Below are 14,973 nucleotides of genomic sequence, written 5' to 3'. Positions count from 1 at the left end.
GCCCGGTTACATTCCGAACCCGGAAGCTAAGCCTCACAGCGCCGATGGTACTGCAGGGGGGACCCTGTGGGAGAGTAGGACGCCGCCGAACAATTCTTCAAAGGGTTGGACCCCGAACTTCGGTTCCGGGTCCAACCCTTTTTTGTTTGCCGTCACTTGAAGTTCACGTTGCGCAACCAGCATCCGTGGCATGGGTACTGCTGCACTGCTCAGGGCTGCCGGCGTCGGAATCGGTGACGAGGTCGTCGTACCGGCGTTCGGGAACGTGGAAGTCACCGAGGCCGTGGTCCAGGTCGGCGCGCTGCCGGTGTTCGCCGACATAGACCCGGTGACGTACTGCCTCGACGCGACCGCCGTCGAGGCGGCCGTAACTCCGCGGACCGCGGGCGTCGTTGCCGTACACCGCTTCGGGCGGCCGGCCTGCATCGCGCGGCTGCACGCCCTCGGACGGCGGCACGGTCTGCTGGTCCTGGAACAGGGCGAGTCCGAGGCGCCGTACGAGGAGACGGCCCAGCGCAGGGAACGGGCCGCCTATCTGGACGCGAAGTTGCGGGGCGTGCGGACGCCGGACGGGGGCGCCGGGCACACCTACCAGCAGTACGTGGTGCGGGTGCCGGGGAACGGCCGGCCGGACCGGGACGCCTTCGCACGGGCGATACGGGCCAGGGGAGTTGACTGCCGGGTGCCCGTGAAGACCCCCGTGCACCGGCTGCCCGAGTACCGGCGGTGCGTGTCCCTGCCGGAGACCGAACGGGCCGCGGAGGAGACGCTCGCGCTGCCGGTGGACGCCGCGTTGACCCGACGGGAGATGCAGCGGATCGTCTCCGCGTGCAACGCGCTCGGCGGACTGCTGCAACCCGCGCTCTGACGGCCGTCCGTGACAGGTCGCGTGACCGACCGTCCGTGGTTGGGAGTACGGCTTCGTTCGGGGTATGATCTATTCCGTTGCCGCGCGGGAAACCTCGCAGAAGGCGACCGGCCCCTATAGCTCAGTCGGTAGAGCGTCTCCATGGTAAGGAGAAGGTCAACGGTTCGATTCCGTTTGGGGGCTCCAGCAAAAAGGCCTCACCCTTCCGGGTGGGGCCTTTCGCATATCCACGCTCATGTCCGCGTCCGGCCCGGACGGTTGGTCCGCCGGGCCGGACCGCCGGGTCGATCCGCGGCCTCAGTCCGTCATGATCTCCGGGACCCGCATCGCCAGGATCGCCATGTCGTCCGACGGCGCGTCCGACGCGAAGCGCTCCACGGCGCGCATGATGCGGGCCGCCACCGCGCCGGCCGTCAGGCCCGTGCAGGTGGTGAGGACGTCCGCGAGGCCGTCGTCGCCCAGCATCCGGGTGCCCTCGCGGCGCTCGGTGACGCCGTCCGTGACGCACAGCAGGACGTCGCCCGGGTCCAGCGTGACCGTCTGCTCGTACAGCTCCAGGTCCTCCATGACGCCGAGGAGCGGCTGCGGTTCCGCGGCCGGCTCGACCGTGCCGTCCTGGCGCAGACGCAGCGGCAGAGGGTGACCGGCGCAGACCACCTTCAGGACCGCGCTGCCGTCCTCCTGCGGCCACAGCTCACCGTAGAGCAGGGTCAGGAAGCGGCTGCGTGCGCCTTCGTCGAGGATCGCGGAGTTCAGGCGCTGCAGGACCGCGGGGCCGCCGAAGCCCTCGCGGGCCAGCAGCCGGAGCGCGTGCCGGGCCAGGCCCGTGACCGCCGCCGCCTCCGGGCCCGTACCGCAGACGTCGCCGATGGCGAAGCCGTAGGCGCCGTCGCGGATGGGGAAGAGGTCGTAGAAGTCGCCGCCGACCTCGTTGCCCTCGCCGGCCGCGCGGTAGATGACGTCGACCTCCACGCCGGCGACCTCGGGCAGGCCGGGGGGCAGGAGGCTGCGCTGGAGGGACTGGCTGATCGCCGTGCGCTCGGAGTACAGGCGGGCGTTGTCCAGGGCCAGGGCGGCCCGGCGGCTGAGGTCCTCGGCCAGTTCCAGGATCTCCTGGCGGAAGTGCTCGTCGGTGGGCTTGCCGAGGGTCAGCATGCCGATGACGCGGTTGCGGGCGACCAGGGGCAGGACGACCGTTTCGCCGCCGATCGCGGAGGCCGTCGCCAGGGTCGGGCCGACGGACGTACCGACCCGGTGGGGCGAGTCGCCCAGGCTGAGGCTGCGCATGGAGGTGCGCAGCGCGGCCTTGTGGGCCGCCTCGGCCGGGCTCGTCCAGATCCGGGCGCCGGGGGTGGGGACCGGGTCCGGCGGCGGAACCTTCGACAGCAGGGACTTGATCCCGTCGATCAGGTCCTCGTCCTCGTGCAGGACGTACGACAGGTACGGCTCCGAGGCCTGGTCGGCGATCGTGTAGACGGCGCACCAGGTGGCCAGGGTCGGGACCGTCATCTGTGCCATCAGGGCCAGGGTCTGGTCGCGGTCCAGGGTGCCGGCGAGCAGGTCGGAGGCCTCGACCAGGAAGCTGAGTGAGCCCCTGCGCAGCCGCTCCAGTTCGCCGAGGCGGGCCGACTCGACGGCCAGGGCGATCCGGTCGGCGGCGAACTGCAGACGCAGCGCCTCCTCGTTGGAGTATCTGCCGGGGGCCTCCGCGGCGACGCCGAGGGAGCCGGTGAGACGGCCCTCGACCTTGAGGGGGACGGTGACGACCGAGCGCATGCCGGTGCCGTGCAGCAGCGGCACGGCGCCCGGTACGGCCGCCAGGTCGTCGTGGACGGCCGGCATCCGGGCGGAGCCGTAGCGGCCGGGGCCGGCCTCGACGGGGACGCGGGCGAAGCGCTGGCGGGCGGAGGGCAGGCCGGTCGAGGCGCGGACCTCCAGCTCCGTCTCGTCGTCGGTCGCGAGGAGGAGGAAGGCCGCGTCGGCGTCGAGCATGTCGCGGGCGCGTTCCACGGTGCGCTGGAGCAGGCCGTCGAGGTCGTCGGGGGCGGGGGAGCCGATGAACACCTCGAACGGGTCGGCGCTCTGGCCGTCGGGGGCGGTGCCCGCGTCGGCGGACGCGGGGCCCCGCGACGGGGTCTGGAGAACGGCCCGTTCGTGGTCCTGCACCAGGAGGCACACGGTTGACGGCTCGCCGCCGGTGTCGCGCACGCGCAGGTGTGAGGCGTAGACGGGGATGACGCGGCCGTGGGCGCCGCGGATGCCGTAGCTGCCCTCCCAGCGGGAGAGCTGGAGCGCCTCCGCGATGCCGGTGCCGGTGCCCGGGGTGTGCGGCCAGGCCGCGAGGTCGGTGAGCGGCTTGCCGGTGACCTGCTCGGCGGCGTAGCCGAAGAGGGTCTCCGCGTCCTCGTTCCAGGACGTGATGGAGCCGCCGCGGTCGATCTGGACGACCGCCACGCGGACCCGGCCGTCGGCGAGGGGGAGCATGGCGGCGGGGAGGGCGGGGCCGGCGGCACGGGTGCCGACCGGGCGCTCGGGCAGGTCGAGCAGGAACCAGACGTTCTTGTGGGTGGGCGTGTACTCCACGCCCCAGCGGCCGGCCAGGGCCGCGCACAGCTGGAGGCCCCGTCCGCCCTCGCGGTCGGGGCTGCCCATGTTGATCGCCGCGCCCTGGAGCGGGATCTCCCGCTCGGGGTAGCGGTCGGCGACCTCGATCCGCACTCCCGCGTCGCTGCGCAGGCACAGGACGTCGGCGGCGGTGCCCGCGTGGACGACGGCGTTGGTGACCAGCTCGCTGGTCAGGACCACGGCGTCGTCGACGATGTCGCCGAAGCCCCACCCCTGGAGGGTGTCGCGGACGAAGGAGCGGGCGGTCGCGACCGATCGTCCGACGGGCTCGAAGCTGGCGGCCGCGCGCGCGGTGATCACAGCACTCCTCGTCCGGTTGTCGACGTGCAGGGGTCCGTGGCCGCCCGGCTCGCGTCGCTGCTCGGGCAGCTGCGGGTCGGTCGGTCGTGGCTCCGGGGACTGTCCCCCCGGGATCACTCCGGTGGTCATTGTGTGCGGCCGCCTCCATGCCCGCTCGTTCCGTGCCACCGCCCAGGCCGGACCGGACCGGCGTGGCTGGACAGCCGCATGCAAGGTTACTTACCTTCGTCGCCCCCGCGGATGCCGGTCAGCAGTGTTTCCGCCCGAAGAGTGTGCGGACGGTGTGCGAAGCTGCCGAACTGTTATGGCCTGGTTCGGCCGGGGTGAAACACTGGGCAAGCTTCTGGTGAAGGTCCGGGCAGGCTGAGTGTGGTCTTCGCATGGGGGGCAGCAACCCTTTGGATGACCTGATTACATCGGGCAGGAATACCCAGCAGTAACTGGTACGCCGGGTGACACCCGGGCACAGAGCGTGAATGGTCGACCCTTGCGGGAGGGACACAGTGGAGTCTGGCGCAGCGGCGCGGAGCACTAAGACGCGCGCGAAGGGCGGACAGTCCCTGAGCAGCCAGCGCAAACCTCGCGGCGGGACCACCGCGGTCGACACGGCCGCCCTGAACCGGCTGCTCGCCGCGCTCGTCTCCATGCGCGACGGGAACTTCCGCAAGCGGCTCACGGTGTCCGGGGACGGCGTGGTGTCGGAGATCGCGGCGGTCTTCAACGAGGTCGCCGACCGCAATCTGCATCTGACCGGCGAGCTGTCGCGGGTGCGGCGCATGGTCGGGCGCGAGGGCAAACTCACCGAGCGCCTGGAGACGGGTGCCTGCGAGGGCTCCTGGGCCGCCGCGATCGACAACTCCAACGCGCTCGTCGACGATCTCGTACGGCCCGTGTCCGAGGTCGGCCGAGTGCTGTCGGCGGTGGCCGAGGGCGATCTGTCGCCCCGGATGGAGCTGCGCTCGCAGACGCCGGAGGGGTCCGGGCATCCGCTGCGCGGGGAGTTCCTGAAGGTCGGGCGGACGGTCAACAACCTGGTCGACCAGTTGTCGACGTTCACCGACGAGGTCACGCGGGTGGCCAGCGAGGTGGGCACCGAGGGCAAGCTGGGCGGACAGGCCCAGGTGCGGGGCATGTCCGGGTCGTGGAAGGACCTCACCGACTCGGTCAACACCATGGCGTACCGGCTGACCGCGCAGGTGCGGGACATCGCGCTGGTGACCACGGCGGTCGCCAAGGGCGATCTGTCGCGCAAGGTCACGGTGCACGTGGCCGGCGAGATGCTGGAGCTGAAGAACACCGTCAACACGATGGTCGACCAGCTCTCGGCCTTCTCCTCCGAGGTGACGCGGGTCGCCCGGGAGGTCGGCACGGACGGCATCCTCGGCGGCCAGGCGCATGTGCCCGGGGTGGACGGCACGTGGAAGGAGCTCACCGACTCGGTGAACCTGATGGCCGGGAACCTGACGGCCCAGGTGCGCGGGATCGCGCAGGTCACCACGGCGGTCGCCAACGGTGACCTGTCGCAGAAGGTGACGGTGCCGGCGCGCGGCGAGGTCGCGCAGCTCGCCGAGACGATCAACCAGATGACGGAGACGCTGCGGATCTTCGCCGACGAGGTCACGCGTGTGGCGAACGAGGTGGGCGCCGAGGGCCGCCTCGGTGGGCAGGCGAACGTGCCGGGCGCGGCGGGCACCTGGAAGGACCTGACCGACTCGGTCAACACGGTCTTCCGCAACCTCACCACGCAGGTGCGGGACATCGCCGCGGTGACGACGGCGGTGGCCAGCGGTGACCTGTCGCAGAAGGTCACCGTGGACGTGGCCGGCGAGATGCTGGAGCTGAAGAACACCGTCAACGGCATGGTCGACCAGCTGTCGTCGTTCGGTGCCGAGGTCACGCGGGTGGCGCGGGAGATCGGTGTCGAGGGTGAGCTGGGCGGTCAGGCGCAGGTGGCGGGGGCCGCGGGGACGTGGAAGGACCTGACGGACTCCGTCAACACCGCGTTCCGCAACCTCACCGGTCAGGTGAGGAACATCGCCCAGGTGACGACGGCGGTGGCCAACGGCGATCTGTCGCAGAAGGTCACGGTGGACGTCTCCGGCGAGATGCTCCAGCTGAAGAACACCGTGAACACGATGGTGGACCAGCTGTCGTCCTTCGCGGACCAGGTGACCCGGATGGCCCGGGACGTGGGTACGGAGGGCCGGCTGGGCGGTCAGGCGCAGGTGGACGGCGTCTCCGGCACGTGGAAGGAGCTGACCGACTCCGTCAACTTCATGGCCGGCAACCTCACCTCCCAGGTGCGGCAGATCGCCCAGGTGACGACGGCCGTGGCGCGCGGCGACCTGTCCCAGAAGATCGACGTCGACGCGCGCGGGGAGATCCTGGAGCTGAAGAACACCATCAACACGATGGTGGACCAGCTGTCCGCCTTCGCCGACCAGGTCACCCGGGTCGCCCGTGAGGTGGGTACGGAGGGCCGGCTGGGCGGTCAGGCGCAGGTTCCCGGCGTCGCCGGTGTGTGGCGGGACCTGACCGACTCGGTGAACGGCATGGCCGGGAACCTGACGGCCCAGGTGCGCAACATCGCGCAGGTCGCCACCGCCGTGGCGCGCGGTGACCTGTCCCAGAAGATCACCGTGGACGCGCGCGGGGAGATCCTGGAGCTGAAGAACACCCTGAACACCATGGTGGGCCAGCTGTCGTCGTTCGCCCAGGAGGTCACCCGGGTGGCCCGTGAGGTGGGCACGGAGGGCATCCTCGGCGGTCAGGCCGAGGTCCAGGGCGTCTCCGGCACCTGGAAGGACCTCACGCAGTCGGTGAACTTCATGGCGAACAACCTGACCATCCAGGTCCGCAACATCGCCGAGGTCACCACGGCGGTCGCCAAGGGCGATCTGTCGAAGAAGATCACCGTCGACGCCAAGGGCGAGATCCTCGAGCTGGTCACCACCGTGAACACGATGGTCGACCAGCTGTCGTCGTTCGCCGAGCAGGTGACCCGGGTGGCCCGTGAGGTGGGCACCGAGGGCATCCTCGGCGGGCAGGCGCACGTGCCGGGCGTCGTGGGCATCTGGAAGGACCTCAGCGACAACGTCAACCTGATGGCCAACAACCTGACCATGCAGGTGCGCAACATCTCCCAGGTCGCGGCCGCGGTGGCCAACGGCGATCTGACGCGGACGGTGACGATCGAGGCGCGCGGTGAGGTCGCGCAGCTCGCGGACACCTTCAACACCATGGTGAAGACGCTGAGTTCGTTCGCCGACCAGGTCACCAAGGTGGCCCGCGAGGTGGGCACGGACGGGATCCTCGGCGGGCAGGCCTACGTTCCGGGTGTGGCCGGCACCTGGAAGGACCTCACCGAGTCCGTGAACCAGATGGCGTCCAACCTGACCGGGCAGGTGCGCAACATCGCCATGGTCACCACCGCCATCGCCAAGGGCGATCTGACCAAGAAGATCGACATCGACGCGCGCGGCGAGATCCTCGAGCTGAAGACCACGATCAACACGATGGTCGACCAGCTGTCCTCCTTCGCCGAGGAGGTCACGCGCGTGGCCCGCGAGGTGGGCACAGAGGGGCAGCTCGGCGGTCAGGCCCGCGTGCGGGACGTCGACGGCACCTGGCGCGACCTGACGGAGTCGGTGAACGAGATGGCCGGGAACCTGACCCGGCAGGTGCGTGCCATCGCGCGCGTGGCGACCGCGGTGACCCGCGGTGACCTGAACCTGAAGATCGACGTCGACGCCTCCGGCGAGATCCAGGAACTCCAGGACTACATCAACAAGATGATCGCCAACCTGCGCGACACCACGATCGCCAACAAGGAGCAGGACTGGCTGAAGGGCAACCTGGCGCGCATCTCCGCCCTGATGCAGGGCCGGCGCGATCTGCAGGACGTGGCCTCGCTGATCATGAGCGAGCTGACGCCAGTGGTCTCCGCGCAGCACGGCGCGTTCTTCGTCGCGATGTCGCCGGCCGACGCCACGGAACTCGGCGGTGACAGCGGGGACGAGTACGAGCTGCGGATGCTCGGCTCGTACGGCTACTCGATGGGCTCCATGCCGACGTCGTTCCGGCCGGGTGAGGCGCTGATCGGCACGGCCGCGCAGGAGAAGCGCACGATCCTCGTGGAGAACGCGCCCAGCGGCTATCTGAAGATCTCCTCCGGGCTGGGCGAGGCACCGCCCGCGCAGGTGATCGTGCTGCCGGTGCTGTTCGAGGGGAAGGTACTCGGTGTGATCGAGCTGGCGTCCTTCACCCCGTTCACGCAGATCCAGAAGGACTTCCTCAACCAGATCGCGGAGATGATCGCCACCAGCGTCAACACCATCTCCGTCAACACCAAGACCGAGCTGCTGCTGAAGCAGTCGCAGGAGCTGACCGAGCAGCTGCGGCTGCGCTCGGAGGAGCTGGAGCAGCGGCAGAAGGCGCTGCAGGCGTCCAACGCCGAGCTGGAGGAGAAGGCCGAGCTGCTGGCCCAGCAGAACCGCGACATCGAGGCGAAGAACTCCGAGATCGAGGAGGCGCGGCAGGTCCTGGAGGAGCGCGCCGAGCAGCTCGCGGTCTCCATGCGCTACCGCAGCGAGTTCCTGGCCAACATGTCGCACGAGTTGCGTACCCCGCTCAACTCCCTGCTGATCCTGGCCAAGTTGCTCGCCGACAACGCGGAGGGGAACCTCTCGCCGAAGCAGGTGGAGTTCGCCGAGACGATCCACGGCGCGGGCTCCGACCTGCTCCAGCTGATCAACGACATCCTGGACCTGTCGAAGGTCGAGGCGGGCAAGATGGACGTCTCGCCGACGCGTATCGCACTGGTCCAGCTGATCGACTACGTGGAGGCCACCTTCCGGCCGCTGACCGCGGAGAAGGGCCTGGACCTGTCGGTGCGGGTGTCGCCGGAACTGCCCGCCACCCTGCACACCGACGAGCAGAGGCTGCTGCAGGTGCTGCGCAACCTGTTGTCCAACGCGGTGAAGTTCACCGATTCCGGTTCGGTGGAGCTGGTCATCCGGCCCGCGCGGGGCGACGTCCCGCAGGCGATCCGGGAGCAGTTGCTGGAGACGGGCTCGCTGGCCGACCCGGACGCGGAGATGATCGCCTTCTCGGTCACCGACACCGGTATCGGCATCGCGGGCAGCAAGATGCGGGTCATCTTCGAGGCGTTCAAACAGGCCGACGGCACCACAAGCCGCAAGTACGGCGGTACGGGCCTGGGGTTGTCCATCTCGCGGGAGATCGCGCAGCTGCTCGGCGGCGAGATCCACGCGCAGAGCGAGCCGGGCCGCGGCTCGACGTTCACGCTGTATCTGCCGCTGCACCCGGGCGAACTGCCCCCGCAGGGCTACCAGCAGCCCGGATCGGCGCTCAACGCCGACGAGTTGGTCGTGTCCTCGGAGTCGTCGCCGTCCGACCTGTCCGAGCTGTCCGCCGCGGAGATCGAGACGCCGGCGGAGGTGAAGTCGTACCGGGAGACGCAGAACGGGGCCGCGGCCCTGTTCCGGCGCCGCCGCCGGGCGCTGCCGCCCGCCACGCCGCGCCCCGCGGTGCAGGGCCGGCCGGTCCCGGAGCAGTGGCCGGCCGCCGAGGAGCAGGACGCGGCCGGCCAGGGTCACCGCGACGCGCGGTTCGGCGGCGAGAAGGTGCTGATCGTCGACGACGACATCCGCAACGTGTTCGCGCTGACCAGCGTCCTGGAGCAGCACGGGCTGTCCGTGCTGTACGCGGAGAACGGCCGTGAGGGCATCGAGGTCCTGGAGCAGCACGACGACGTGGCGGTGGTGCTGATGGACATCATGATGCCGGAGATGGACGGGTACGCGACGACCACGGCGATCCGCCGGATGCCGCAGTTCGCCGGGCTCCCGATCATCGCGCTGACCGCCAAGGCGATGAAGGGCGATCGCGAGAAGGCGATCGAGTCGGGCGCCTCCGACTACGTCACCAAGCCGGTCGACCCCGATCACCTGCTGGCCGTGATGCGGCAGTGGATGCGGGAGGAGTGACGGCGGGGAGAGTCAGGGGTGCGCGCGGAGTTGCTGACGCGGTGTGGCCGAAGCCGTGTAGGAGCACGGGATTCGGGGAACCTTCTGGTCTCCCGCTACGTTTCTGCTACGGGCACAGTGACATGCACAGTGACATCACGGTGACAGGGTGTGGCGACGGGCGGGGTACGGCTACGATGACCGGCACAAGGACGGACGGCGTAAGGGAGCCGTCCCCTGGGGCGGCACCCGCGGGTGCCTCCCCGGTTCACGCGGACAGGGGTGGCCCCACGCCGGGGCGAGGAGGGCGGGCCATGGTGCAGAAGGCCAAGATCCTCCTGGTCGATGACCGGCCGGAGAATCTGCTGGCGCTGGAGGCCATCCTCTCTGCGCTCGATCAGACGCTGGTGCGGGCATCGTCCGGGGAGGAAGCACTCAAAGCGCTGCTCACGGACGACTTCGCGGTGATTCTGCTCGACGTGCAGATGCCGGGCATGGACGGTTTCGAGACTGCGGCGCACATCAAGCGGCGGGAGAGGACCCGGGACATCCCGATCATCTTCCTCACCGCGATCAACCACGGCCCGCACCACACGTTCCGCGGGTACGCGGCGGGCGCGGTGGACTACATCTCCAAGCCCTTCGACCCGTGGGTGCTGCGCGCCAAGGTCTCCGTCTTCGTCGACCTGTACATGAAGAACTGCCAGCTGAAGGAGCAGGCGGCCCTGCTGCGGCTCCAGCTGGAGGGCGGCGGCAAGGCCGGTGTCGGCGAGGGCAAGGAGTCGGCCGGGCTGCTCGCCGAGCTCTCCGCCCGCCTCGCGGCCGTGGAGGAGCAGGCCGAGGCGCTCTCCAAGCAGCTCGACGACGACTCGGCGGACGCGGCCGCGGTGGCCACGGCGGCCCATCTGGAGCGCAAGCTGACGGGCCTGCGGCGGGCGTTGGACGCCCTGGAGCCGGGGGCGGGCAGCACTTCCGCGGTCTCGTCGACGAACTGACCCGTGCCGCCCGGGCGTTCGACACCTTCCGGACATGTCGGATGTGCTGTTCGCCGTGTGCGGGTGACGGCCCGTCGCCTCATGAGGTGCCGTCAGTTTCCCGACCTCGTCGGCACGACACGAACGGGTGAAGCACTGGGCACACGTGTCCGGCGTCGTCTCCACCGGTAACCTCACACCTATGGCCTCACGTCCCTCCGCAGCCAAGAAGCAGCCCGTCAGGAAGGCGGCCGCTCCCGTGAAGGCTGCGGCGAAGAAGGCCGCCGCTGCGAAGAGGGCCCCCGCCAAGAAGGCCCCGGCGCGCAAGGCACCCGTCAGGAAGGCCGCGGCCAAGGCGCCCGCGCCCCGGCCGGCGCCGAGCCCGACCGGGGGCGTCTACCGGCTCGTGCGCGCCCTCTGGCTCGGCCTCGCGCACGCCGTCGGCGCCGTGTTCCGCGGCATAGGGCAGGGCGCCAGGAACCTCGACCCCGCGCACCGCAAGGACGGCGTCGCCCTGCTGCTGCTCGCGGTCGCGCTGATCGTCGCCGCCGGCACCTGGGCCGACCTGCGCGGCCCCGTCGGCGACCTGGTCGAGATCCTGGTGACCGGGGCCTTCGGCCGCCTGGACCTGCTCGTGCCGCTGCTGCTCGCGGTCGTCGCCGTGCGCTTCATCCGGCACCCCGAGCAGCCGGAGGCCAACGGCCGCATCGTGATCGGCCTGTCCGCGCTCCTCATCGGTGTGCTCGGCCAGGTCCACATCGCCTGCGGCTCACCCGCCCGCGGCGACGGCATGCAGGCCATAAGGGACGCCGGCGGCCTCATCGGCTGGGGCGCGGCGACCCCGCTGACGTACGCCATGGGCGACGTGCTCGCCGTACCCCTGCTCGTGCTGCTCACGGTCTTCGGCCTGCTGGTCGTCACGGCCACCCCGGTCAACGCGATCCCGCAGCGGCTGCGGCTGCTCGGGGTGAAGCTCGGCATCCTGCCCGAGCCCGAGGACGACGAACTCGCGTACGCCGAGGACGACGCGCACTACGACGAGCAGTGGCGCGAGGCGCTGCCCGAGCGCCCCCGTAAGCGCCAGAGCGCCCCTCAGGCGTACGACCCCGAGGGCGCGGAGCAGGAGGCACTCGCCAAGCGCCGCGGCCGCCCCCGGCGTTCCGCCGTGCCGCAGCCCGACATGGGGCGGCAGATGGACGCCGTGGACGTCGCCGCGGCCGCCGCGGCGGCGCTCGACGGCGCGGTCCTGCATGGCATGCCCCCCTCGCAGGTCGTCGCCGACCTCACCCAGGGCGTGAGCGTGGGCGACCGCGTGGAGACGACCCCGACCCCCGTCCCGGCCGCCCGCCCCGAGCAGGACACCCCGGCCGCCCGCCCCGAACGGGACGAAGCGGCCGGCCGCCCCGCCAAGGCCGCCGCGGCCGCCCGCCCCCCGCAGGAGGAGCAACCGGCCGGCGTCCCCGACCTCACCAAGACGCCGCCCGCCGAGACCCGCGAGCTGCCGCCGCGCGCCGAGCAGCTCCAGTTGTCCGGCGACATCACCTACTCCCTGCCCCCGCTGGACCTGCTGGAGCGCGGCGGCCCGGGCAAGTCGCGCAGCGCGGCCAACGACGCGATCGTCGACTCCCTGACCACCGTCTTCACCGAGTTCAAGGTCGACGCCCGCGTCACCGGCTTCACGCGCGGGCCGACGGTCACGCGGTACGAGGTCGAACTCGGGCCCGCCGTCAAGGTCGAGCGCATCACCGCGCTCACCAAGAACATCGCGTACGCCGTCGCCAGCCCGGACGTCCGGATCATCAGCCCGATCCCCGGCAAGTCCGCGGTCGGCATCGAGATCCCCAACACCGACCGGGAGATGGTCAACCTCGGCGACGTGCTGCGCCTGGCGGAGTCGGCCGAGGACGACGACCCGATGCTCGTCGCGTTCGGCAAGGACGTCGAGGGCGGCTACGTGATGCACTCGCTGGCGAAGATGCCGCACATGCTGGTCGCCGGTGCGACCGGTTCCGGCAAGTCGTCCTGCATCAACTGCCTGATCACCTCGGTCATGATGCGGGCCACGCCCGAGGACGTCCGGTTGATCCTGGTCGACCCCAAGCGCGTCGAGCTCACCGCGTACGAGGGCATCCCGCACCTGATCACGCCGATCATCACCAACCCCAAGCGGGCCGCCGAGGCGCTCCAGTGGGTCGTCCGGGAGATGGACCTGCGGTACGACGACCTCGCGGCGTACGGCTTCCGGCACATCGACGACTTCAACCGCGCGGTGCGCGAGGGAAGGGTCAAGCCCCCCGAGGGCAGCGAGCGGGAGCTGCAGCCGTACCCGTATCTGCTGGTGATCGTCGACGAGCTCGCCGACCTGATGATGGTCGCGCCGCGCGACGTCGAGGACGCGATCGTGCGCATCACCCAGCTTGCGCGGGCCGCCGGCATCCACCTGGTGCTCGCCACCCAGCGGCCCTCGGTCGACGTCGTCACCGGTCTGATCAAGGCGAACGTGCCCTCGCGACTCGCGTTCGCCACCTCCTCGCTCGCCGACTCGCGCGTCATCCTCGACCAGCCGGGCGCCGAGAAGCTGATCGGCAAGGGCGACGGGCTCTTCCTGCCGATGGGTGCGAACAAGCCGACCCGTATGCAGGGCGCGTTCGTCACCGAGGACGAGATCGCGGCCGTCGTCCGGCACTGCAAGGACCAGATGGCGCCCGTCTTCCGGGACGACGTCACCGTGGGGACCAAGCAGAAGAAGGAGATCGACGAGGACATCGGCGACGACCTCGACCTGCTGTGCCAGGCGGCCGAACTGGTCGTCTCGACCCAGTTCGGGTCGACCTCCATGCTCCAGCGCAAGCTGCGGGTCGGCTTCGCCAAGGCCGGGCGGCTGATGGACCTCATGGAGTCGCGGAACATCGTCGGCCCCAGCGAGGGCTCCAAGGCACGTGACGTTCTCGTGAAACCCGACGACCTGGACGGTGTGCTGGCCGTGATTCGCGGGGAGTCCGTCGGGTAGCGGCAAGACGGCCGTCCGGCGGATCCGCCTACTGCGGGTGGGTGGGGTGCGTGCACCGTGATCCACCCGTTAGCGAGCGACGGGCAACCGTTTCCCCTGGACATACGTCAAGTTGAGCGAAAGGACGGGCGCGGGTCCCACGCTGGGCTCCGGATCTGTCCCACCATCGGATTGTCCGGCCATTCCGATGGCGTACAAAGTCCTACCGCCGGGTCGCTCCACCTTTCGCACCCCCCTAGACTGAACCTCCAGCACAGGCGGCTACACGCTCGAAAGGCGCCCCCGTGTCCATCGGCAACTCCCCTGAAGACGAGCGTCCGTTCGAAGACGTTTCCGAGGAAGACCGCCCCTCCATCGGCCAGGCCCTGCGGCAGGCTCGCATCGCCGCCGGGCTGACCGTCGACGACGTCAGCAGCGCCACGCGGGTCCGTATCGCCATCGTGCACGCCATCGAGGCCGACAACTTCGCCCCCTGCGGCGGAGACGTCTACGCGCGCGGGCACATCCGGACCCTGGCGAAGGCCGTGCACCTCGATCCCGCCCCGCTGCTCGCGCGGTACGGCACCCAGCACGGCGGGAGCCCCGCCCCCACTCCGGCCGCCCCCCTGTTCGAGGCGGAACGTATCCGCCCCGAGCGCCGCGGCCCGAACTGGACCGCGGCCATGGTCGCCGCGATCGTCGCCGTGGTCGGCTTCGTCGGCTTCACCGCCTTCACGGGCGGCGACTCCGGCGACGGCGCCGGGACCCAGGTCGCCGAGGGATCCGCGTCGACGCCCGGCAAGCCGGCCTCGCCCACGCCCAAGAGCAGCAAGCCCGCCGACCAGAAGCCCGAGCCCTCCGACAGCGCCATCGCGGCCGCCCCGCAGGACAAGGTCACCGTCAAGGTCAGCGCCACGGGCGGACGCAGCTGGATCTCCGCCAAGGACCACAACGGCCGGATGCTCTTCGACGGGCTGCTCAAGAAGGGCGACTCCAAGACCTTCCAGGACAACTCCGAGATCAACCTCATCCTCGGTGACGCCGGAGCGATCCAGCTCTTCGTCAACGGCAAGAAGATCGAGGACCAGTTCCAGCCGGGCGCCGTGGAACGCCTCACATACACCAAGGGCGACCCGCAGGTCGGATAGGCCCGCGAGGGGGCCCAAGGGGTGCGCTCGTGACGGGGTTGGCCAAGATCGGCCAACCCCGTCGACGTGGGGTGTCAGCGGG

6 protein-coding genes, 1 tRNA gene and 1 rRNA gene are annotated in these 14,973 nt (G+C 70.5%); 7 read left to right on the top strand and 1 reads right to left on the bottom strand.

Annotated features, from left to right (window positions below; translation table 11 throughout):
- From rrf to ACIQ9G_RS32550, 3 genes are all read left to right on the top strand, one after another.
- Positions 1 to 91 (top strand): 5S ribosomal RNA (gene rrf, locus ACIQ9G_RS32560); the annotation flags it as partial.
- A gap of 114 nt (positions 92 to 205) precedes the next feature.
- Positions 206 to 868, top strand: coding sequence for a DegT/DnrJ/EryC1/StrS family aminotransferase (locus ACIQ9G_RS32555; RefSeq protein ID WP_403616868.1), 663 nt, complete (start codon positions 206 to 208; stop codon positions 866 to 868).
- Positions 869 to 978: 110 nt separating this feature from the next.
- Positions 979 to 1,054 (top strand) — tRNA-Thr (locus ACIQ9G_RS32550).
- 111 nt (positions 1,055 to 1,165) lie between these two features.
- On the opposite strand, the gene ACIQ9G_RS32545 is transcribed toward ACIQ9G_RS32550, so the two are convergent.
- The gene (locus ACIQ9G_RS32545; protein ID WP_403616849.1) at positions 1,166 to 3,922 is read right to left on the bottom strand and encodes a SpoIIE family protein phosphatase; all 2,757 of its coding nucleotides are present in this window, start codon (positions 3,920 to 3,922) and stop codon (positions 1,166 to 1,168) included.
- A 374-nt stretch (positions 3,923 to 4,296) separates the two neighbouring features.
- Here ACIQ9G_RS32545 and ACIQ9G_RS32540 point away from each other — a divergent pair, with 374 nt between their 5' ends.
- From ACIQ9G_RS32540 to ACIQ9G_RS32525, 4 genes are all read left to right on the top strand, one after another.
- Positions 4,297 to 9,801, top strand: coding sequence for a HAMP domain-containing protein (locus ACIQ9G_RS32540; protein ID WP_403616847.1), 5,505 nt, complete (start codon positions 4,297 to 4,299; stop codon positions 9,799 to 9,801).
- A 293-nt stretch (positions 9,802 to 10,094) separates the two neighbouring features.
- On the top strand, positions 10,095 to 10,775 hold the full coding sequence (locus tag ACIQ9G_RS32535) for a two-component system response regulator (protein ID WP_403616845.1): 681 nt from the start codon (positions 10,095 to 10,097) through the stop codon (positions 10,773 to 10,775).
- A 181-nt stretch (positions 10,776 to 10,956) separates the two neighbouring features.
- Entirely contained in the window at positions 10,957 to 13,764 is a 2,808-nt protein-coding gene (locus ACIQ9G_RS32530) for a DNA translocase FtsK (protein WP_403616843.1), read from the top strand.
- Positions 13,765 to 14,048: 284 nt separating this feature from the next.
- The gene (locus tag ACIQ9G_RS32525; RefSeq protein ID WP_403616841.1) at positions 14,049 to 14,891 is read left to right on the top strand and encodes a helix-turn-helix domain-containing protein; all 843 of its coding nucleotides are present in this window, start codon (positions 14,049 to 14,051) and stop codon (positions 14,889 to 14,891) included.
- Positions 14,892 to 14,973: the final 82 nt, after the last annotated feature.

The sequence above is a fragment of the Streptomyces sp. NPDC096152 genome (assembly GCF_044763235.1).
Lineage (GTDB): Bacteria > Actinomycetota > Actinomycetes > Streptomycetales > Streptomycetaceae > Streptomyces.
The sequence above is the reverse complement of the archived record's forward strand: the minus strand, read 5'-3'. Positions and strand labels throughout refer to the sequence as shown.

Bases quoted from the DNA above. Each gene is read 5' to 3' on its own strand.
- ACIQ9G_RS32545 (WP_403616849.1), bottom strand. From the start codon at position 3,922: ATGACCACCGGAGTGATCCCGGGGGGACAGTCCCCGGAGCCACGACCG.
- ACIQ9G_RS32535 (WP_403616845.1), top strand. From the start codon at position 10,095: ATGGTGCAGAAGGCCAAGATCCTCCTGGTCGATGACCGGCCGGAGAAT.
- ACIQ9G_RS32530 (WP_403616843.1), top strand. From the start codon at position 10,957: ATGGCCTCACGTCCCTCCGCAGCCAAGAAGCAGCCCGTCAGGAAGGCG.